At 60.4% G+C, this 18,873-nt stretch carries 17 protein-coding genes; 14 read left to right on the top strand and 3 right to left on the bottom strand.

Going from position 1 to position 18,873, the window contains the following annotated elements:
* Positions 1–53: 53 nt before the first annotated feature.
* From B3M58_RS17825 to B3M58_RS17815, 3 genes are read left to right on the top strand one after another with little or no spacing between them, the layout of a single operon-like run.
* Positions 54–1,457 (top strand): sodium-dependent transporter, encoded by a 1,404-nt coding sequence (locus tag B3M58_RS17825; protein WP_296221124.1) that lies wholly within the window; start codon positions 54–56, stop codon positions 1,455–1,457.
* 34 nt (positions 1,458–1,491) lie between these two features.
* Complete coding sequence (locus B3M58_RS17820; RefSeq protein ID WP_296221122.1) at positions 1,492–1,926, top strand: type II toxin-antitoxin system RatA family toxin; 435 nt, start codon at positions 1,492–1,494, stop codon at positions 1,924–1,926.
* The gene (locus B3M58_RS17815) at positions 1,919–2,239 is read left to right on the top strand and encodes an RnfH family protein (protein ID WP_296221120.1); all 321 of its coding nucleotides are present in this window, start codon (positions 1,919–1,921) and stop codon (positions 2,237–2,239) included. Before B3M58_RS17820 ends, B3M58_RS17815 begins: the two co-directional genes overlap by 8 nt.
* A gap of 72 nt (positions 2,240–2,311) precedes the next feature.
* Here the strand turns inward: B3M58_RS17815 and B3M58_RS17810 are convergent, their stop codons facing one another.
* Positions 2,312–2,827, bottom strand: coding sequence for an outer membrane protein assembly factor BamE (locus B3M58_RS17810; protein WP_296221118.1), 516 nt, complete (start codon positions 2,825–2,827; stop codon positions 2,312–2,314).
* Between the two features lie 97 nt (positions 2,828–2,924).
* Here B3M58_RS17810 and fur point away from each other — a divergent pair, with 97 nt between their 5' ends.
* Positions 2,925–3,329, top strand: a complete 405-nt coding sequence (gene fur / locus B3M58_RS17805) for a ferric iron uptake transcriptional regulator (RefSeq protein ID WP_296221117.1) — start codon at positions 2,925–2,927, stop codon at positions 3,327–3,329.
* A 66-nt stretch (positions 3,330–3,395) separates the two neighbouring features.
* On the opposite strand, the gene recN is transcribed toward fur, so the two are convergent.
* Positions 3,396–5,081: a DNA repair protein RecN gene (gene recN, locus B3M58_RS17800; protein ID WP_296221116.1), complete on the bottom strand. Its 1,686-nt coding sequence runs from the start codon at positions 5,079–5,081 to the stop codon at positions 3,396–3,398.
* 220 nt (positions 5,082–5,301) lie between these two features.
* On the opposite strand from recN, the gene grpE reads away from it, so the two are divergent.
* The 8 genes from grpE (at position 5,302) to B3M58_RS17760 (ending at position 15,659) form a co-directional block, all read left to right on the top strand.
* Positions 5,302–5,871 (top strand): nucleotide exchange factor GrpE, encoded by a 570-nt coding sequence (gene grpE, locus B3M58_RS17795; protein WP_296221115.1) that lies wholly within the window; start codon positions 5,302–5,304, stop codon positions 5,869–5,871.
* A 99-nt stretch (positions 5,872–5,970) separates the two neighbouring features.
* A complete protein-coding gene (dnaK, locus tag B3M58_RS17790; protein WP_296221114.1) occupies positions 5,971–7,887 on the top strand; it encodes a molecular chaperone DnaK in 1,917 nt (638 codons plus the stop codon).
* Positions 7,888–8,008: 121 nt separating this feature from the next.
* Positions 8,009–9,139 (top strand): molecular chaperone DnaJ, encoded by a 1,131-nt coding sequence (gene dnaJ / locus B3M58_RS17785; RefSeq protein ID WP_296221113.1) that lies wholly within the window; start codon positions 8,009–8,011, stop codon positions 9,137–9,139.
* Positions 9,140–9,213: 74 nt separating this feature from the next.
* Positions 9,214–10,017, top strand: coding sequence for a 4-hydroxy-tetrahydrodipicolinate reductase (gene dapB / locus B3M58_RS17780; RefSeq protein WP_296221111.1), 804 nt, complete (start codon positions 9,214–9,216; stop codon positions 10,015–10,017).
* A gap of 209 nt (positions 10,018–10,226) precedes the next feature.
* The gene (gene carA, locus B3M58_RS17775) at positions 10,227–11,375 is read left to right on the top strand and encodes a glutamine-hydrolyzing carbamoyl-phosphate synthase small subunit (protein ID WP_296221110.1); all 1,149 of its coding nucleotides are present in this window, start codon (positions 10,227–10,229) and stop codon (positions 11,373–11,375) included.
* A gap of 171 nt (positions 11,376–11,546) precedes the next feature.
* Positions 11,547–14,768 (top strand): carbamoyl-phosphate synthase large subunit, encoded by a 3,222-nt coding sequence (carB, locus tag B3M58_RS17770; RefSeq protein WP_296221109.1) that lies wholly within the window; start codon positions 11,547–11,549, stop codon positions 14,766–14,768.
* Positions 14,765–15,241 (top strand): transcription elongation factor GreA, encoded by a 477-nt coding sequence (gene greA, locus B3M58_RS17765; protein ID WP_296221108.1) that lies wholly within the window; start codon positions 14,765–14,767, stop codon positions 15,239–15,241. Before carB ends, greA begins: the two co-directional genes overlap by 4 nt.
* A complete protein-coding gene (locus B3M58_RS17760; protein WP_296221106.1) occupies positions 15,213–15,659 on the top strand; it encodes a DUF4149 domain-containing protein in 447 nt (148 codons plus the stop codon). The genes greA and B3M58_RS17760 overlap by 29 nt, the downstream gene beginning before the upstream one ends.
* A gap of 56 nt (positions 15,660–15,715) precedes the next feature.
* Here the strand turns inward: B3M58_RS17760 and yhbY are convergent, their stop codons facing one another.
* Positions 15,716–16,027, bottom strand: a complete 312-nt coding sequence (yhbY, locus tag B3M58_RS17755) for a ribosome assembly RNA-binding protein YhbY (RefSeq protein ID WP_296221105.1) — start codon at positions 16,025–16,027, stop codon at positions 15,716–15,718.
* A 102-nt stretch (positions 16,028–16,129) separates the two neighbouring features.
* On the opposite strand from yhbY, the gene rlmE reads away from it, so the two are divergent.
* Together rlmE and ftsH are read left to right on the top strand one after the other, a co-directional pair.
* Positions 16,130–16,753 carry a 23S rRNA (uridine(2552)-2'-O)-methyltransferase RlmE gene (gene rlmE, locus B3M58_RS17750; protein WP_296221103.1) on the top strand — a complete coding sequence of 208 codons (624 nt, stop codon included), beginning with the start codon at positions 16,130–16,132 and terminating at the stop codon, positions 16,751–16,753.
* 198 nt (positions 16,754–16,951) lie between these two features.
* Positions 16,952–18,868: an ATP-dependent zinc metalloprotease FtsH gene (gene ftsH / locus B3M58_RS17745; protein ID WP_296221101.1), complete on the top strand. Its 1,917-nt coding sequence runs from the start codon at positions 16,952–16,954 to the stop codon at positions 18,866–18,868.
* The last annotated feature ends 5 nt before the right edge of the window (positions 18,869–18,873 follow it).

The following is an 18,873-nucleotide window of genomic DNA, read 5'->3' as shown; positions in this document are numbered from 1 at the left end:
TTAGGCTAATCCCGGACAATGCGCGCTCTTTTGCACGCATCTCGGGCGTATTCATGGCGAGTGACAAGGTTTCCATCCACGGTGCATGGGCCAGTCGTTGGGTCTTTATCCTGGCGGCCACCGGTTCGGCGGTCGGTCTCGGCAACATCTGGAAGTTTCCCTACATGACCGGCATGTACGGCGGCGGGGCCTTCGTCATGATGTACCTGGTGTGCATCTTTCTGGTCGGTTTGCCGATCATGCTCGCCGAAACCCTGATCGGTCGCCGTGGCCGGCAGAGCCCGGTGAATACTTTGAAGACCCTGGCGATCGAGTCCGGCGCCTCGCCGAAGTGGTCGTGGGCGGCGCTGATGGGGATGATTGCCGCGCTGCTGATTCTGTCGTTCTACAGCGTGGTGGCCGGCTGGTCGCTGGACTACATCCTGGGCATGGGGCGCGGGCAGTTCAGCGGCGTGACTGCCGACGGTGCCGGTGCGGCGTTCGGCGCATTGACTGCCGACCCGTGGCGGCTGACGCTGTGGCACACGCTGTTCATGCTGCTGACCGGTTTTGTCATCGCCCGCGGCGTGGTTGCCGGCCTGGAGCGTAGTTTGCGCATCATGATGCCGTTGCTGTTCGTGTTGTTGCTGATTCTGCTCGGCTACAGCATGACCACCGGGTATTTCATGCAGGGCTTTCATTTTCTTTTCGATTTTCAGCCGGACAAGCTGCTCGACGGCGTGCTTGCCGCCATGGGCCATGCCTTCTTTACCTTGAGCGTCGGCGTCGGTTCGATCATGGTCTACGGCGCGTACATGCCGAAAAATGCCTCGATTGGCGGGACCATTCTCACCGTCGGTATTCTCGATACGCTGGTGGCGTTGACCGCTGGTTTGGCGTTATTTCCCATCGTCTTTGCCGGCGGCATGGAGCCAGGCGCAGGGCCGGGGTTGATGTTTGTCACCTTGCCGGTGGCCTTCGGCAATATCGCCTTCGGCCAGATCATGGGCACGGTGTTCTTTATCCTGGTGCTGATTGCCGCCTGGACCTCGTCGATCTCCATGCTCGAACCGGCGGTGGCGTATCTGGTCGAGCGCACCCGGCGCAGCCGTGTCGTGGTCACCAGCGTACTGGCGCTGCTGTGCTGGATCGTCGGCATGGGCACGGTGTTGTCCTTCAATATCGCTGCCGAGGCCAAGTTCTTCGTGTTTGCCGACGACGGTTTCCATCTGTTCCAGTGGGGTGCCGAAGGTGGCCGGAATTTCTTCGACAGCATCGACTACCTCACCAGTCGGATTCTTCTACCGTTGGGTGGCTTGGCTTTCGCCGTATTCGCTGGCTGGGTGCTCAAGCGTGAGGCGGTTCGCGACGAGTTGGCGCTGAAGAGCCCGCTGTTGTTCGGGGTGGTGTATTGGTTGATCCGCGTGGTTGCGCCGATTGGTGTATTGATTGTGTTTGTCGCAGAGCTGATGAAATGAGTGCCCTCCACCTTTTGTGCGAAGTTGCTGCCTTATGAGTACCCATATCCAGCGTTCGGCCCTGTTGCCGTACCCGGCGCATGCGCTGTTCGACTTGGTCAACGATGTCGCGCGCTACCCGGAGTTCCTGCCCTGGTGCTCGTCGAGTGAAGTGCTGGAGGCCAGCGAGACGCACATGCGCGCCAGTCTGGCGGTGGCCAAGGGCGGGCTGAGCCAGCGCTTCGTCACCCGCAATACCCTGGTGGCGGGGGAGTCGATCGAGTTGAATCTGGAGGAGGGACCGTTCAGCCAGTTACATGGCCGTTGGGTGTTCAAGGCGCTGGGCGAAAAAGCCTGCAAGATCAGCCTGGACCTGACCTTCGACTACGCTGGACCATTGGTGCGGGCCACGCTCGGGCCGCTGTTCAATCAGGCGGCGAACACCTTGGTGGACGCCTTCTGTCAAAGGGCGAAGCAACTGCATGGATAACCCAACGATTGTGGTCGAGGTGGCCTATGCCCTGGCGGACAAGCAGAAGCTGCTGCGTCTGAGCCTGCCCTATGGCACGACGGTGCGTCAGGCTGCCGAGCAATCGGGCATGGCCGCACATTTCCCCGGCCTGGATCTGGCGACGAGTCCGCTGGGGATATTTGGCAAGGCCGTGGCCAAGCCAGAAGAGCGGGTGCTGGAAGAGGGTGAGCGGGTGGAAATCTACCGGCCGCTGATTGCCGATCCGAAAGAGGTGCGCAAACAGCGTGCGGCCAAAGCCGCGCAAGCCAAAGCCGATCAGGGCGACGCTTGATCGGCTTATGCGCACACATGAAAAAGCCCGGAGCGATCCGGGCTTTTTTGTACCTGTATGTGTTGCGACAGGTTACTGCGGGGTGGTTTCCAGTGGTTCTGGCGTCGGTACCGGTACGGTTTCGACGTTATCCACTTCGCGTTGGATCTGCTCCAGCAGCGAGCCTGGTGCCGGTGGCTCGTCTTCAGCTTGTGGCTGCTGGGTTTGCGGTGCGGAGACACCGTCTTCGCCGAGGATTTCCTGGTCGCGGCTGACGCCTGGCATGAAGTCGCCGGCCAGACCTGCCAGTTGATCATTGCCGTCGAACACCACGCTGACGCGTTCTTGCAGGCGTTGCCCGCCGCCCGGCTGGATGCTGTACAGGTAGTCCCAGCGGTTAGCGTGGAAGGTGTCGGTCAGCAGCGGATTGCCCATGATAAACCGCACTTGGCTGCGGGTCATTCCTGGACGCAACTGGTCTATCATGTCTTGCGTGACGACATTGCCCTGTTGAATGTCGATTTTATAAACCCCGGGGAATGAACAACCGGCGAGTGCGATGAGCCCCATAAAGGTGAGGCTGGTCAGCAGGAGTTTGGTTTTTTGCATCGGTGGGCGACTTCCACTATCTTGGCTGGGCAACGTAAACCCGGATCATACCCGCAATAAAGGAAGCTGCGAAGCCGCTTCCGCGAGAAAGCAGACCATGGTTGAAAATAGCGAACTACGCAAAGCTGGCCTGAAAGTGACCCTGCCACGGGTCAAAATTCTGCAGATGCTCGACTCAGCCGAGCAGCGTCACATGAGTGCAGAAGATGTTTACAAGGCACTGATGGAGGCGGGCGAGGATGTCGGTCTGGCCACGGTGTACCGCGTACTGACCCAGTTCGAAGCCGCCGGCCTGGTGGTGCGTCACAATTTCGATGGCGGTCATGCGGTGTTCGAATTAGCCGATGGCGGCCACCACGACCATATGGTTTGTGTCGACTCGGGCGAGGTGATCGAGTTCTTCGATGCTGAGATCGAAAAACGTCAGAAAGAGATCGTCCGCGAGCACGGTTTCGAGATGGTCGATCACAACCTGGTGTTGTACGTGCGCAAGAAGAAATAAGCAGCCCGTGTGTATGAAAAAGGCGACCTTCGGGTCGCCTTTTTGCTGTGTGGCGGCCCGCCGGCCCTACGCTTGAGCGCTGCTGACCATCTGCCGCGCATGGGCCAGGGATTCCTCGGTGAGATCGACGCCGCCGAGCATGCGGGCGATTTCCTCGACGCGCTGTGCGTTGTCCAGTTTGCTCACCGCGGTGCGCGTGGCGTCGCTGTCGCGCACCTTGTGCACGAACAGGTGCTGATGGCCCTGGGCGGCGACTTGCGGCAGGTGGGTGACGGTCAGCACCTGGCCGCGTTCTCCCAGGCGGCGCAGCAGCTGACCGACCACTTCGGCCGTTGGGCCGCCAATGCCGACGTCGACTTCGTCGAACACCAGGGTCGGCACGCGCGAGGTTTGTGCGGTGATGACCTGGATGGCCAGGCTGATCCGTGAGAGTTCGCCGCCGGAAGCGACCTTGGCCAGGGCTTTCAGCGGTTGTCCGGGGTTGGCGCTGACCAGGAACTCCAACTGCTCCAGGCCATTGGGGTGCGGTTCGGCACTGTGGTTAGTGCTGAGCTTGATGGTGAAGCGGCCGCCTGGCATGCCCAGGTGTTGCATTTCCTGCTCGACGGCGCTCGCCAGCGCACTGGCGGCGCCATGGCGCAGGGCGCTCAGCTCGGCGGCTTTTTCCTGATAGTGCCGTGCGTAGGCCGCCAGTTCTTCGCCCAGGCGCTCGGTGGCCTGGTCGTCGGCATTCAGGCTTTCCAGTTCTTCGAACAGCTGCTGCTGCAAGGCGGTCAGTTCGCTGGGCTGGCTGCGGTGTTTGCGTGCCAGGGTATAGATCGCGTCCAGGCGTTCTTCCATCTGCTGCAAGCGCTCTGGGTCGGCATCGAAGTGGTCGAGAAAGCGGTTCAGCTCGCCGACGGCTTCTTCCACCTGGATCTGCGCGCTGGCCAGCAGGTTGATCGCCTCGTTCAAGGCGCCCGGTTGTCCCTGAAAGGCGCCCAGGCGGTTGAGGCTGCCGGTCAGTGCGGACAGTACGTTGCCGGCATCATTCTCGCTGCATTGTTCGATGACCAGGCGGCAGGCGCTGAGCAGGCTTTCGGCGTTGGTCAGGTTCTTGTGCTCCTGCTCCAATTGCGCCAGTTCGTTTTCGCCGAGGGCCAGGTTATCCAGTTCCTCCAGCTGGTAACTGAGCAGTTGATGGCGGGCACGTTGCTCGTCGCCGATGCTCGACAGGCGCTGCAGTTCGCTCTTGGTTTGCTTCCAGCGCTGCGCCGCCAGTTGCACTTGGCGTGCAAGCTCCTGGCTGCCGGCGTATTCGTCGAGTAGGCGGCGGTGGGTCTCGGCTTTCAGTAGCGATTGGTGTTCGTGCTGGCTGTGGATATCGATCAGCAGCTCGCCGAGGGCCTTGAGGTCACCCTGGGGGCACGGCGAGCCGTTGATGTAGCCGCGCGAGCGGCCTTCGGCGGTGATCACCCGGCGCAGGATGCACGGGCCGTCCTGATCCTGGTTATGGCCCAGATCGCGTTCGGCCAGCCAGGCGCGGGCTTCCGGGATGTCGCGGAGGTCGAAGCTGGCGAGGATGTCCGCCTTGTCGGCGCCTGGGCGCACCACGCCGCTGTCGGCGCGGTCGCCGAGGGTCAGGCCAAGCGCGTCGAGCATGATCGATTTGCCGGCGCCGGTTTCGCCGCTGATGACGCTCATGCCGCCATCCAGTTCAAGGTCGAGGTGTTCAACGATGGCGTAGTTGTGTACGGACAGGTGTACCAGCATGGCGCGGCCTCCCAAGCCTGAAGTCTGGTTATTTATACAGTGTTTATTTGTGGGCTGACAATCCTCGGTTATGGCCAATTCGCTCTGCCGTCGGTTCGGCTGCGCATCCCGCGGCGGCTGGGTTGTTCGCCATGTAACCCTTGAAGCGCGAGAATTTGTCCCCATATAGGCGGCAGACACGTGAGTTGAGGCTCGCGTCGAATATTTAGAGGAGAAACGCATGGCTGACGAACAGACCCACGATAACCAGCTTCCCGATGTGGCCCCTGGTGCCGAAATGGAGTCGAGCGATCAGGTGGACGCTCGCATCCACGTGCTCGAGGAAGAGTTGGCTGCCGCTCAGGATCAGGCCTTGCGCGTGGCGGCTGATTTGCAGAACGTGCGTCGTCGCGCCGAGCAGGATGTTGAAAAGGCGCACAAGTTCGCCTTGGAGAAGTTCGCTGGCGATCTGCTGCCGATCATCGACAGCCTGGAGCGCGGTCTGGAGCTATCGAGCCCGGACGACGAGGCGATCAGGGCGGTACGCGAGGGCATGGAGCTGACCCTCAAGTTGTTCCACGACACCCTCAAGCGTTATCAGTTGGAGGCCGTCGACCCGCATGGCGCGCCGTTCAACCCGGAGCACCATCAAGCCATGGCCCTGCAGGAAAGCACCCATGTCGAGCCCAATAGCGTGCTCAAGGTGTTCCAGAAGGGCTATCTGCTCAACGGTCGCTTGTTGCGTCCGGCAATGGTGGTGGTCAGCAAGGCGCCAAGCGAAGTACCGCCATCCATCGATGAGCAGGCTTGAAATTCGGCGATCAGCCCCAACTTATGAGTCAAGCGTTTTAGTGCTACCGCCGCTGACAAATCACAGCGGCGGGAATATCCAAGTTTTGGGAGAGTAAAGATGGGCAAGATTATCGGTATCGACCTGGGGACCACCAACTCGTGCGTCTCCATTCTGGAAAACGGCAACGTCAAGGTCATCGAGAACGCCGAAGGCGCGCGCACCACGCCGTCGATCATCGCGTATGCCAATGACGGTGAAATTCTGGTTGGCCAGTCGGCCAAGCGTCAGGCTGTGACCAATCCGCACAACACCCTGTACGCGGTGAAGCGGTTGATCGGTCGTCGTTTCGACGAAGAAGTCGTGCAGAAAGACATCCAGATGGTGCCGTACAAGATCGTCAAAGCCGACAACGGCGATGCCTGGGTCGAAGTGAACGGCCAGAAGATGGCGCCGCCGCAGATTTCCGCTGAAATCCTGAAAAAAATGAAGAAAACCGCCGAAGACTACCTCGGCGAGCCAGTGACCGAAGCAGTGATCACGGTTCCTGCGTATTTCAACGACAGCCAGCGTCAGGCCACCAAGGACGCCGGTCGCATCGCCGGTCTGGACGTCAAGCGCATCATCAACGAGCCGACCGCAGCCGCGCTGGCTTACGGTATGGACAAGGCCAAGGGCGACCACACCGTGATCGTCTATGACCTGGGTGGCGGTACCTTCGACGTGTCGGTGATCGAGATCGCCGAAGTCGATGGCGAGCACCAGTTCGAAGTGTTGGCGACCAACGGCGACACGTTCCTCGGCGGTGAAGACTTCGATATTCGTCTGATCGACTACCTGGTTGACGAATTCAAGAAAGAAAGCGGCATGAACCTCAAGGGTGACCCGCTGGCCATGCAGCGCCTGAAAGAAGCCGCTGAAAAAGCCAAGATCGAGCTGTCCTCGAGCCAGCAGACCGACGTCAACCTGCCGTACATCACCGCAGATGCCACCGGTCCCAAGCACCTGAACGTGAAAATCTCCCGCGCCAAGCTGGAGTCGCTGGTCGAAGACCTGGTGCAGCGCACCATCGAGCCGTGCCGTATCGCGTTGAAAGACGCCGGTATCGACGTGGGCGCGATCAACGACGTGATCCTGGTCGGCGGCCAGACCCGCATGCCGCTGGTGCAGAAGCTGGTGACCGAGTTCTTCGGCAAAGAAGCGCGTAAAGACGTCAACCCGGACGAAGCCGTGGCCATGGGCGCGGCTATCCAGGGCGCGGTTCTGGCGGGCGATGTGAAAGATGTGTTGCTGCTCGACGTCAGCCCGCTGACCCTGGGTATCGAAACCATGGGCGGCGTGATGACCGCGCTGATCGAGAAGAACACCACCATTCCGACCAAGAAGTCGCAAGTGTTCTCGACTGCCGACGACAACCAGGGCGCCGTGACCATTCACGTGCTGCAGGGCGAGCGCAAGCAAGCCAGCGGTAACAAGTCCTTGGGCAAATTCGACCTGGCCGAGATTCCACCGGCTCCGCGTGGCGTACCGCAGATCGAAGTAACCTTCGATATCGATGCCAACGGCATCCTGCACGTCGGCGCGAAAGACAAGGCGACTGGCAAGCAGCAGTCGATCGTGATCAAGGCCAACTCCGGTCTGTCTGAGGAAGAAATTCAGCAGATGGTTCGCGATGCCGAGGTCAACGCCGAAGAAGACCGCAAGTTCGAAGAGCTGGCGACCGCCCGCAACCAGGGCGATCAACTGGTGCACGCCACCCGCAAAATGATCGCCGAAGCCGGCGACAAGGCAACTGCCGACGAGAAAGCCGCCATCGAAAAAGCCCTGGGTGAGCTGGAAGTCGCGGTGAAGGGCGACGACAAAGCGGCCATCGAGGCGAAGATGAGCGCACTGTCCGAGGCCACCACGCCGTTGGCGCAAAAGATGTACGCCGAACAGCCGCAGCCGGGTGCTGCGCCGCAAGATGCAGGCGAGGCAAAAGGCTCCGCCGATGACGCGGTCGACGCTGAGTTCGAAGAGGTCAAGGAAAACAAGTAAGCGCGAGCTTATGCGTACCAACCGGTTGTGGCGCGAGTCGCGGCCGGCACGATCCGCCACGCGGGAGCTTGCTCCCGCGTTGGCGTGTCTGGAGGCGACGATTTAAGGGTGTTGAAGACTTATGGCTAAACGTGATTATTACGAGGTGCTGGGTGTCGAGCGCGGTGCCAGCGAAGCGGAGCTGAAAAAGGCTTACCGGCGCCTGGCGATGAAGCATCACCCGGACCGCAATCCCGACGATAAAGCGTCGGAAGACATGTTCAAAGAGGCCAATGAGGCCTACGAAGTGTTGTCCGACACCAGCAAGCGTGCGGCCTACGATCAGTACGGACATGCCGGTGTCGACCCGCAGATGGGTGGCGGCGCCGGTGGTGCTGGCTTCGGTGGGGCGAACTTCTCCGATATTTTCGGCGATGTGTTCAGTGATTTCTTCGGTGGGGCGCGTGGTGGTCAGCGTGGCGGTGCCCAGCGTGGCAGTGACTTGCGTTACACCCTGGAGTTGGACCTGGAAGAGGCGGTGCGTGGCACCACGGTGACCATCCGTGTGCCGACCCTGGTCAATTGCAAGCCGTGCGATGGCTCCGGTGCGAAGAAAGGCACCACGCCGGTGACCTGTACCACTTGTGGTGGTATCGGCCAGGTGCGCATGCAGCAAGGCTTCTTCTCGGTGCAGCAGACCTGCCCGCGCTGCCACGGCAGCGGCAAGATGATCACCGATCCTTGTGGCTCCTGCCACGGTCACGGCCGTGTCGAAGAGCACAAAACCCTGTCGGTGAAAGTGCCAGCTGGCGTCGATACCGGCGACCGCATTCGCCTGTCGGGCGAAGGCGAGGCGGGGGCTCACGGTGGTCCGGCGGGTGACCTGTACGTGGTGGTCAATGTGCGCGAGCACTCGATCTTCCAGCGCGACGGCAAGCACCTGTATTGCGAGGTGCCGATCAGCTTCGCCGATGCCGCGCTCGGTGGCGAGCTGGAGGTGCCGACTCTGGATGGTCGGGTCAAGTTGAAGATTCCCGAGGGCACGCAGACCGGCAAGCTGTTCCGCCTGCGCGGCAAGGGCGTGGCGCCCGTGCGGGGCGGCGGTGCTGGCGACCTGATGTGCCGGGTAGCAGTGGAAACACCGGTGCACCTGGATAAGCGTCAGCGTGAATTGCTCGAAGAATTCCGCCAGTCGTTGGCTGGCGACAGCTCGCATTCGCCGAAGGCCAATGGCTGGTTTGAAGGCGTGAAGCGCTTCTTTGGCGATTTGTAAGTAATCGGCGGCAGGTCGGCGGCAGGTGTGTAGCGCTGTCGCCGGTTTGCGGCTAGTAGCGTGGAGCTGAGGTTATGCAGCGTATTGCAGTGATGGGCGCCGCTGGGCGCATGGGTAAAACCCTGATCGAGGCGGTGCAGCAGGCCGAGGGCGCGAGCTTGTCCGCTGCCGTCGACCGCGCGGACAGTAGCCTGGTCGGCGCCGATGCCGGTGAGTTGGCGGCCGTGGGCAAAATCGGTGTCAGCTTGTCGGGCGATCTGGGCGCGGTGCTCGATCGGTTCGACGTGCTGATCGATTTCACCCACCCGTCGGTGACTTTGAAGAACCTGGAAATCTGTCGCCAGGCCGGCAAAGCCATGGTCATCGGCACCACCGGTTTCTCTCCGGAGGAAAAACAGCTGCTGGCGGATGCTGGCAAGCAGATCCCGATTGTGTTTGCCGCCAACTTCAGCGTCGGCGTCAACCTGTGCCTGAAATTGCTCGACACTGCCGCGCGGGTGCTTGGCGATGACGTGGATATCGAGATCATCGAAGCCCATCACCGGCACAAGGTCGACGCGCCGTCCGGCACGGCGCTGCGCATGGGCGAAGTGGTGGCCAATGCGCTGGGGCGCGACCTGCAAAAAGTCGCCGTGTATGGTCGCGAGGGGCAAACCGGCGCGCGCGCCCGGGAAACCATCGGTTTCGCCACCGTGCGTGCCGGCGATGTGGTCGGCGATCACACGGTGTTGTTCGCCGCCGATGGTGAGCGCGTGGAAATTACCCACAAAGCCTCCAGTCGCATGACCTTCGCCAAGGGCGCCGTGCGTGCGGCATTGTGGCTACAGGGGCGACAGTCGGGGCTGTATGACATGCAGGATGTATTGGGCCTCAACTGAGCATCTTGTCAGAAAGAAGACGTTTGCTCTGGGCTTGATTGCATCTTGCGGTGGACCAAAAAGGCACTTTCCTGTAAGCTTCCCGCTTTAGTGTGTCCACTAAAAGTTACGCAGAATGAATCAGATAAAAAAGCGGGGTGACGGTCGATACGTCATCCCGCTTTTTTACAATCTGCGTTTGCTTCAAGCTTTGATTTTCGGAGGTTTTCTTGAGTAAGCCAGCCCTTAAACCTGCCATCCTGGCTCTTGCTGATGGCAGTATTTTTCGCGGCGAGGCCATCGGTGCCGATGGCCAAACTATTGGAGAGGTGGTTTTCAACACCGCCATGACCGGCTATCAGGAAATCCTTACCGATCCTTCCTATGCCCAACAAATCGTCACCCTGACCTATCCGCATATCGGCAACACCGGCATCACCCCGGAAGATGCTGAGTCGAACCGTGTGTGGGCAGCCGGCCTGATCATTCGTGACCTGCCGTTGATTGCCAGCAACTGGCGCAGCAAGCAGCCGCTGGATGAATACCTGAAGGAAAACGGCACTGTTGCCATCGCCGGCATCGATACCCGTCGCCTGACCCGCATTCTGCGTGAGAAAGGCTCGCAAAATGGCTGCATCCTGGTCGGCGACGACGCCACCGAAGAGAAGGCGCTGGAGTTGGCGCGCAGCTTTCCTGGCCTCAAAGGCATGGACCTGGCCAAGGTGGTCAGTTGCACCGAGCCTTACGAGTGGCGCTCCAGCGTGTGGCGTCTGCAAGACGACAGCCACCCGGAGCGCCCGGCCAGTGAGCTGAAGTACCACGTGGTGGCCTACGATTACGGCGTTAAATGGAACATCCTGCGCATGCTGGTCGAGCGCGGCTGCCGCCTGACCGTGGTGCCGGCGCAAACCCCGGCGAGCGACGTGCTGGCGCTGAATCCCGATGGCGTGTTCCTGTCCAACGGCCCGGGTGACCCCGAGCCATGCGACTACGCGATCCAGGCGATCAAGGACGTACTGGACACCGAAATCCCGCTATTCGGCATCTGCCTCGGCCACCAGTTGCTGGCCCTGGCCTCCGGCGCCAAGACCCTGAAAATGGGCCATGGCCACCATGGCGCCAACCACCCGGTGCAGGACCTGGACAGCGGCGTGGTGATGATCACCAGCCAGAACCATGGTTTTGCGGTGGATGAAGCCAGCCTGCCGAGTAATGTGCGGGCGATCCACAAGTCGCTGTTCGACGGCTCTCTGCAAGGTATCGAGCGGACCGATAAGGACGCTTTCAGCTTCCAGGGTCACCCCGAAGCGAGCCCAGGCCCCGCCGATGTGGCGCCGCTGTTCGACCGTTTTATCGAAGCCATGGCCAAGCGGCAATAGACGAGTCGTCTGGAGAGTGTAGCGAGCGCTGTCTGGGCAAGGCGCCCGGAACGCAACGACGAGACAGTACATGCAGTACGGTGAGGAAGTGAGTACCGCGCAACGCAGCCCAGGCCGCGCGCAGTAGCTCTCAAGATGACTCGCCGACTGCCCAAGGATTCGAGAGAGAACATGCCAAAACGTACAGACATTAAAAGCATCCTGATCCTCGGCGCTGGTCCGATCGTTATCGGCCAGGCCTGCGAGTTCGACTATTCCGGTGCCCAGGCCTGTAAAGCCCTGAAAGAAGAGGGTTACCGCGTCATTCTGGTGAACTCCAACCCGGCCACCATCATGACCGACCCGGCCATGGCCGACGCCACTTATATCGAGCCGATCAAATGGTCGACCGTGGCCAAGATCATCGAGAAGGAGCGCCCGGACGCCCTGCTGCCGACCATGGGTGGACAGACCGCGCTGAACTGCGCGCTGGACCTGGAAAAGCACGGCGTGCTGGAAAAGTTCGGTGTGGAAATGATCGGCGCCAACGCCGACACCATCGACAAGGCCGAAGACCGTTCGCGCTTCGACAAGGCGATGAAAGACATCGGCCTGGCCTGCCCGGTTTCCGGCATCGCACACAACATGGAAGAAGCCTACGCGGTACTCGAAAAGGTCGGCTTCCCGTGCATCATCCGGCCGTCCTTCACCATGGGCGGCACCGGTGGCGGTATCGCCTACAACCGTGAAGAGTTCGAAGAAATCTGCGCCCGCGGTATCGATCTGTCGCCGACCAGCGAATTGCTGATCGACGAGTCGCTGATCGGCTGGAAGGAATACGAGATGGAGGTGGTCCGCGACAAGAAGGACAACTGCATCATCGTTTGCGCCATCGAAAACTTCGACCCGATGGGCGTGCACACCGGTGACTCGATCACCGTGGCGCCAGCACAGACCCTGACCGACAAGGAATATCAGATCCTGCGTAACGCTTCCCTGGCGGTGCTGCGTGAGATCGGCGTGGAAACCGGCGGCTCCAACGTGCAGTTCGGCATCTGCCCGAACACCGGGCGCATGGTGGTGATCGAGATGAACCCGCGGGTGTCGCGTTCCTCGGCGCTGGCCTCCAAGGCCACCGGCTTCCCGATTGCCAAGATCGCCGCCAAGCTGGCTGTCGGCTACACCCTGGACGAGCTGTCCAATGACATCACCGGCGGTCGCACTCCGGCCTCGTTCGAGCCGGCCATCGACTACGTCGTGACCAAGATCCCGCGTTTCGCCTTCGAGAAGTTCCCCAAGGCCGACGCGCGCCTGACCACCCAGATGAAATCGGTCGGCGAAGTCATGGCCATCGGCCGGACCTTCCAGGAATCCATGCAGAAAGCCCTGCGCGGCCTGGAAGTCGGGGTGTCTGGCTTCGATCCGATTCTCGATCTGAATGATCCCGAGGCGGAAAGCACCCTCAAGCGCGAGCTGATCGTGCCGGGCGCCGACCGCATCTGGTACCTGGCTGATGCCTTCCGCGCCGGCAAGAGCGTCGCGGAAATCTTCGAACTGACCAACATCGACGAGTGGTTCCTGGTGCAGATCGAGGACCTGATCAAGGACGAAGAGCGGATCAAGACCCTGAGTCTGGCCAGCATCGACCGCGAGCTGATGTACAAGCTCAAGCGCAAGGGCTTCTCCGACATCCGCCTAGCCAAGCTGCTCGGCGTTTCCGAGAAGAGCCTGCGTAGCCACCGCCACAAGTTGAAAGTGCTGCCGGTGTACAAGCGCGTCGACACCTGCGCCGCCGAGTTCGCCAGCGACACTGCCTATATGTATTCGACCTACGAGGAAGAGTGCGAGGCCAATCCGTCGAGCCGCGACAAGATCATGATCCTCGGCGGCGGGCCGAACCGCATCGGCCAGGGCATCGAGTTCGACTACTGCTGCGTGCACGCGGCACTGGCGCTGCGTGAAGACGGTTACGAGACCATCATGGTCAACTGCAACCCGGAAACCGTCTCCACCGACTACGACACCTCGGATCGCCTGTACTTCGAGCCGGTAACCCTGGAAGACGTGCTGGAAATTGTCCGTGTCGAGCAGCCCAAAGGTGTGATTGTGCAGTACGGCGGGCAGACCCCGCTGAAGATCTGCCGCGCCTTGGAAGAAGCCGGCGTGCCGATCATCGGTACCAGCCCGGATGCCATCGACCGCGCCGAAGACCGCGAGCGCTTCCAGCAGATGGTCCAGCGCCTGCACCTGCGCCAGCCGCCAAACTGCACCGCGCGCAGCGAAGAAGAGGCGCTGGCTGCGTCCAAGGTCATCGGTTATCCGCTGGTGGTGCGTCCGTCCTATGTGCTGGGCGGCCGCGCGATGGAAATCGTCTACCAGGAAGAAGAGCTGCGTCGCTACATGCGCGAAGCGGTGAAGGTGTCGAACGACAGCCCGGTGCTGCTCGACCACTTCCTCAATTGCGCCATCGAAGTCGATATCGACGCCATCTGCGACGGCGAGACCGTGGTGATCGGCGCGATCATGCAGCACATCGAGCAGGCCGGCGTGCACTCCGGTGACTCGGCGTGTTCGCTGCCGCCGTACTCGTTGCCGGCGCATATCCAGGACGAGATTCGCGAACAGGTCAAGAAGATGGCCCTGGAGCTCGGCGTAGTCGGTTTGATGAACGTGCAGATGGCCGTGCAGGGCGAGGATATCTTCGTCATCGAAGTGAACCCGCGCGCCTCGCGTACCGTGCCGTTCGTCTCCAAGTGCATCGGCATTTCCCTGGCGATGCTCGGTGCCCGGGTGATGGCTGGCAAGACCTTGGCCGAGGTTGGCTTCACCCAGGAAATCATTCCGAACTTCTACAGCGTCAAGGAAGCGGTGTTCCCCTTCGCCAAGTTCCCCGGCGTCGACCCGATCCTCGGCCCAGAAATGAAGTCCACCGGTGAAGTGATGGGTGTAGGCGACAGCTTCGCCGAAGCCTTCGCCAAGGCTCAGTTGGGCGCCAGCGAGATTCTACCGAACAGTGGCTGCGCCTTTATCAGCGTGCGCGACGACGACAAGCCGCTGGTGGCTGACGTGGCGCGTGACTTGGTCGAGTTGGGTTTCGAGGTGGTCGCGACCGCCGGTACGGCCAAGTTGATCGAAGCCGCCGGCCTGCCCGTGCGTCGGGTCAACAAGGTGACCGAGGGGCGCCCGCACGTTGTCGATATGATCAAGAATGACGAAGTCACCCTGATCATCAACACCACTGAGGGGCGTCAGTCGATTGCCGACTCCTACTCGATCCGTCGTAACGCTCTGCAGCACAAAATCTGCTGTACCACCACGTTGGCCGGTGGTCAGGCGATCTGTGAGGCGCTGAAGTTTGGTCCCGAGAAGACCGTGCGCCGTTTGCAGGATCTGCATGCAGGAATCAAGGCATGACCAAATACCCGATGACGGTCCAGGGCGCTCGCGCCCTGGAGGAAGAGCTGGCGCACCTGACCAAGGTGGTGCGTCCCAAGCTCAGCCAGGACATTGGCACCGCGCGCGAGCTCGGTGACCTCAAGGAAAACGCCGAATACCATGCCGCGCGCGAGCAGCAGGGCATGGTCGAGGCGCGTATCCGCGATATCGAAGGCCGCCTGCAGAATGCGGTGGTCATCGATGTCACCAACATCGAGCACACCGGCAAGGTGATTTTCGGCACGACCGTCGAGATCGCCAACGTCGAGACCGATGAAAGCGTGACCTATCAGATCGTTGGCGAAGACGAGGCGGATATCAAGCAGTCCAAATTGTCGGTCGGCTCACCGATTGCCCGCGCCTTGATCGGCAAGGAAGAGGGGGATGTGGTGCTGGTCAAAACGCCAAGCGGCGCGGTCGAGTATGAGATTGTCGAGGTTCGCCATATCTAAGCCAGGTCTGCGCGATGCGGGCACCATCAGTTGGTTGCTGGCCCAGACTCTGTGGGTTGGCGGCCTCTGGCTGCTGCATTTTCTGGTGTTGCCGGCGATAGCCAAAACCGGGCTGGCGGCTTTGCTGGTCGAAGAGCTTGGCAATACCCTGCGCCCGCTGCTGGTGGGCTTGGCGGCATTCTGTGCCGGCTTGCAGGCCTTGGTGCTGGTGCGAGCCGAGCGACTGGCGAGCCTGTGGCGCGACATGCGCGGGCAGCTGCTGTTGGTGGTTGTGGTGATGGCGGGGAGTTACTTCGCGGTACCGCTGCTGCTGCCCGAGGCTGAACTGTGGTTGATGTTCAGTTACCTGGTCATGGCGTTTTGCGGTCTGCTACTGGTGTTGCAGCCCGTACCGGAGCGGTTCAGGCGCAGGCTCTAAAGCGGCGGGCCAGATCCTTGCGAAGGCGCTGGTTGCGCCTCGCAATGATGTGTGGCTCAGCCGTGATGGCGGTGAACGTTGGACAGGTTCTTGTTCACTTTCGGGTTCTTGCGGTAAATCAGTGCCATCTTGCCAATTACCTGTACCAGATCGGCATTGCCGGCTTTGCACAGTTGATTGATGGCGGCCAGGCGATCTTCGCGTTCGATGATGCGTAATTGCACTTTAATCAGTTCGTGATCGCCCAGTGCGCGCTCCAGTTCGGCTAGCACACCTTCGGTCAAACCATTGTCCGCCACGATCAATACGGGTTTCAGATGGTGGCCGATAGATTTGAATTGTTTCTTCTGCTCTTGAGTGAGCGGCATAATCCGACCCCTGCGTCTGATCTGGTAAAAAACGGCGATTAGTTTACCCGAGCGCCTTCGGGGCCGCCCAGATATTCACACTTTGCACAATCGAGGTATTGCGTGGCCCGTTCCAAAACCAGCCAGCGTTGGCTGAAAGAACACTTCGACGATCCTTACGTCAAAATGGCGCAAAAGGACGGCTACCGCTCGCGTGCGAGTTATAAGCTGTTGGAGATCCAGGAAAAGGATCGCATCCTGCGGCCAGGCATAACCGTGGTCGATTTGGGTGCGGCGCCAGGTGGTTGGTCGCAGGTCACCAGTCGGGTAATCGGTGACAAGGGCACGCTGATCGCGTCTGATATTCTGGAAATGGACAGTATCCCCGATGTCACCTTCATCCAGGGCGACTTCACCGAAGATGCAGTGTTCGCACAGATATTGGAAGCTATTGGCGATCGTCCGGTAGACCTTGTGATTTCCGATATGGCCCCCAATATGAGTGGGGTAAGAACTGCCGATCAGGCGCGGGCCATGTATCTCTGCGAATTGGCGCTGGATCTCTCCGGTCGCGTGTTGCGTCCGGGCGGAGATTTCCTGATCAAGATTTTCCAGGGCGAAGGTTTCGACCTGTACCACAAGCAAGTGCGCGAAATGTTCGACAAGGTGCAGATGCGCAAACCGTTGTCGTCACGCGACCGTTCGCGCGAGCAGTATCTACTCGCGCGTGGTTTTCGCGGCGTTTGAGCGATGTGCAATCTGCGGCGGGTTTGGCGGTCCGACGGGGCGTGAACAATCTGCTCGGGTTGCTGCCTAATAAAGGGTTACAGACAGCGTCTGCCAGGGGTGGGCGTTGTGTAGTAAGTTAGATCGGTACATAACTGGTCGTCATGCGAGGCACGCTTCGGCACGAGGCCTGCTTCAGAGGGTAGCTAATTGAACGACATGGCAAAGAATCTGATCCTGTGGCTGATCATCGCTGCTGTTTTGGTGACGGTGATGAACAATTTCTCCAGCCCGAGCGAGTCGAACAAACTCAATTACTCGGAATTCATTCAGCAGGTTCAAGATGGCGGCGTTAAGCGGGTTACCGTTGACGGTTTCATCATCAGCGGCTTGCGCGCAGACGGCTCGTCCTTCGAAACCGTGCGTCCGGCTATCCAGGACAACGGTCTGATCAAGGACCTGATCGACAACAACGTCGAAATCGTCGGCAAGCAGCCTGAGCAGCAGAGCATTTGGACGCAGTTGCTGGTGGCCAGCTTCCCGATTCTGGTGATCATCGCGGTATTCATGTTCTTCATGCGTCAGATGCAGGGCGGTGCTGGCGGTAAAGGCGGGCCGATGAGCTTTGGCAAGAGCAAGGCGCGTCTGCTCTCGGAAGACCAGGTCAAGACCACCTTCGCTGACGTCGCCGGTTGCGACGAGGCCAAGGAAGAAGTCAGTGAGCTGGTCGAGTTCCTCCGTGATCCGGGTAAGTTCCAGCGCCTCGGTGGGCGTATTCCGCGTGGCGTGTTGATGGTTGGCTCGCCGGGTACTGGTAAGACACTGTTGGCCAAGGCGGTTGCCGGCGAGGCGAAAGTACCGTTCTTCACCATTTCCGGTTCCGATTTCGTGGAAATGTTCGTCGGTGTCGGCGCGTCCCGCGTGCGTGACATGTTCGAACAAGCCAAGAAGCACGCGCCGTGCATTATCTTTATTGACGAAATCGACGCCGTCGGCCGCCATCGTGGCGCTGGCATGGGCGGCGGTCACGATGAGCGTGAGCAGACCCTCAACCAGTTGCTGGTGGAGATGGACGGCTTCGAAGTCAATGACGGTATTATTGTTATCGCGGCCACCAACCGCCCGGACGTACTCGATCCAGCGCTGCTGCGCCCCGGTCGTTTTGACCGTCAGGTCGTGGTTGGTTTGCCGGATATTCGTGGGCGCGAGCAGATCCTCAAAGTGCACATGCGCAAAGTGCCGATGGGCGAGAATGTCAATCCGGCGGTCATCGCCCGTGGCACGCCAGGCTTCTCTGGTGCGGACTTGGCCAATCTGGTCAACGAAGCGTCGTTGTTTGCCGCTCGTTCCGGTAAGCGCTTGGTCGAAATGAAGGAATTCGAACTGGCCAAAGACAAGATCATGATGGGTGCCGAGCGCAAAACCATGGTCATGTCGGACAAGGAAAAGCTCAATACGGCCTTCCACGAAGCGGGTCACGCGATTGTGGGGCGCTTGGTGCCCGAGCATGATCCGGTCTACAAAGTGTCGATCATTCCGCGTGGTCGTGCCCTGGGTGTGACGATGTTCCTCCCCGAAGAGGACCGTTACAGCCTTAGCAAGCGTGCGCTGACCAGCCAGATCTGCTCGCTGTTCGGTGGCCGCATCGCCGAAGAAATGACCTTGGGCTTCGATGGCGTCACCACGGGTGCGTCCAACGACATCATGCGTGCGACTCAATTGGCCAAGAACATGGTGACCAAGTGGGGCTTGTCCGAGAAGCTCGGTCCGTTGATGTATGCGGAAGAAGAAGGTGAAGTCTTCCTTGGTCGCAGCATGGGCAGCCAGCACAGCAATATTTCGGCCGATACGGCGAAGCTGATCGATCAGGAAGTGCGCAGCATCATCGATCACTGCTACGCCACCGCGAAGGGCTTGCTGGAAGAAAATCGCGACAAGCTCGATGCGATGGCTGAAGCCTTGATGAAATATGAGACCATCGATGCCGAGCAGATCGAGGACATCATGAATGGTCGTGCTCCGCGTGAGCCACGCGACTGGAATGGTGGTGACAGCGATGCGGGTAAGCCAGTGGTCAATGCCGACGAGGCAGATCGTCCTGAAAAGCCGATCGGTGGCCCTGCTGCCGAGCATTAAGGCCT

The sequence above is a fragment of the Pseudomonas sp. UBA2684 genome, from assembly GCA_002354655.1.
GTDB lineage: Bacteria > Pseudomonadota > Gammaproteobacteria > Pseudomonadales > Pseudomonadaceae > Aquipseudomonas.
This window is presented reverse-complemented; position numbering and strand designations above follow the sequence as displayed.

Bases quoted from the DNA above. Each gene is read 5' to 3' on its own strand.
- B3M58_RS17825 (WP_296221124.1), top strand. From the start codon at position 54: ATGGCGAGTGACAAGGTTTCCATCCACGGTGCATGGGCCAGTCGTTGG.
- B3M58_RS17820 (WP_296221122.1), top strand. From the start codon at position 1,492: ATGAGTACCCATATCCAGCGTTCGGCCCTGTTGCCGTACCCGGCGCAT.
- B3M58_RS17815 (WP_296221120.1), top strand. From the start codon at position 1,919: ATGGATAACCCAACGATTGTGGTCGAGGTGGCCTATGCCCTGGCGGAC.
- B3M58_RS17810 (WP_296221118.1), bottom strand. From the start codon at position 2,827: ATGCAAAAAACCAAACTCCTGCTGACCAGCCTCACCTTTATGGGGCTC.
- fur (WP_296221117.1), top strand. From the start codon at position 2,925: ATGGTTGAAAATAGCGAACTACGCAAAGCTGGCCTGAAAGTGACCCTG.
- recN (WP_296221116.1), bottom strand. From the start codon at position 5,081: ATGCTGGTACACCTGTCCGTACACAACTACGCCATCGTTGAACACCTC.
- grpE (WP_296221115.1), top strand. From the start codon at position 5,302: ATGGCTGACGAACAGACCCACGATAACCAGCTTCCCGATGTGGCCCCT.
- dnaK (WP_296221114.1), top strand. From the start codon at position 5,971: ATGGGCAAGATTATCGGTATCGACCTGGGGACCACCAACTCGTGCGTC.
- dnaJ (WP_296221113.1), top strand. From the start codon at position 8,009: ATGGCTAAACGTGATTATTACGAGGTGCTGGGTGTCGAGCGCGGTGCC.
- dapB (WP_296221111.1), top strand. From the start codon at position 9,214: ATGCAGCGTATTGCAGTGATGGGCGCCGCTGGGCGCATGGGTAAAACC.
- carB (WP_296221109.1), top strand. From the start codon at position 11,547: ATGCCAAAACGTACAGACATTAAAAGCATCCTGATCCTCGGCGCTGGT.
- greA (WP_296221108.1), top strand. From the start codon at position 14,765: ATGACCAAATACCCGATGACGGTCCAGGGCGCTCGCGCCCTGGAGGAA.
- B3M58_RS17760 (WP_296221106.1), top strand. From the start codon at position 15,213: ATGAGATTGTCGAGGTTCGCCATATCTAAGCCAGGTCTGCGCGATGCG.
- yhbY (WP_296221105.1), bottom strand. From the start codon at position 16,027: ATGCCGCTCACTCAAGAGCAGAAGAAACAATTCAAATCTATCGGCCAC.
- ftsH (WP_296221101.1), top strand. From the start codon at position 16,952: ATGGCAAAGAATCTGATCCTGTGGCTGATCATCGCTGCTGTTTTGGTG.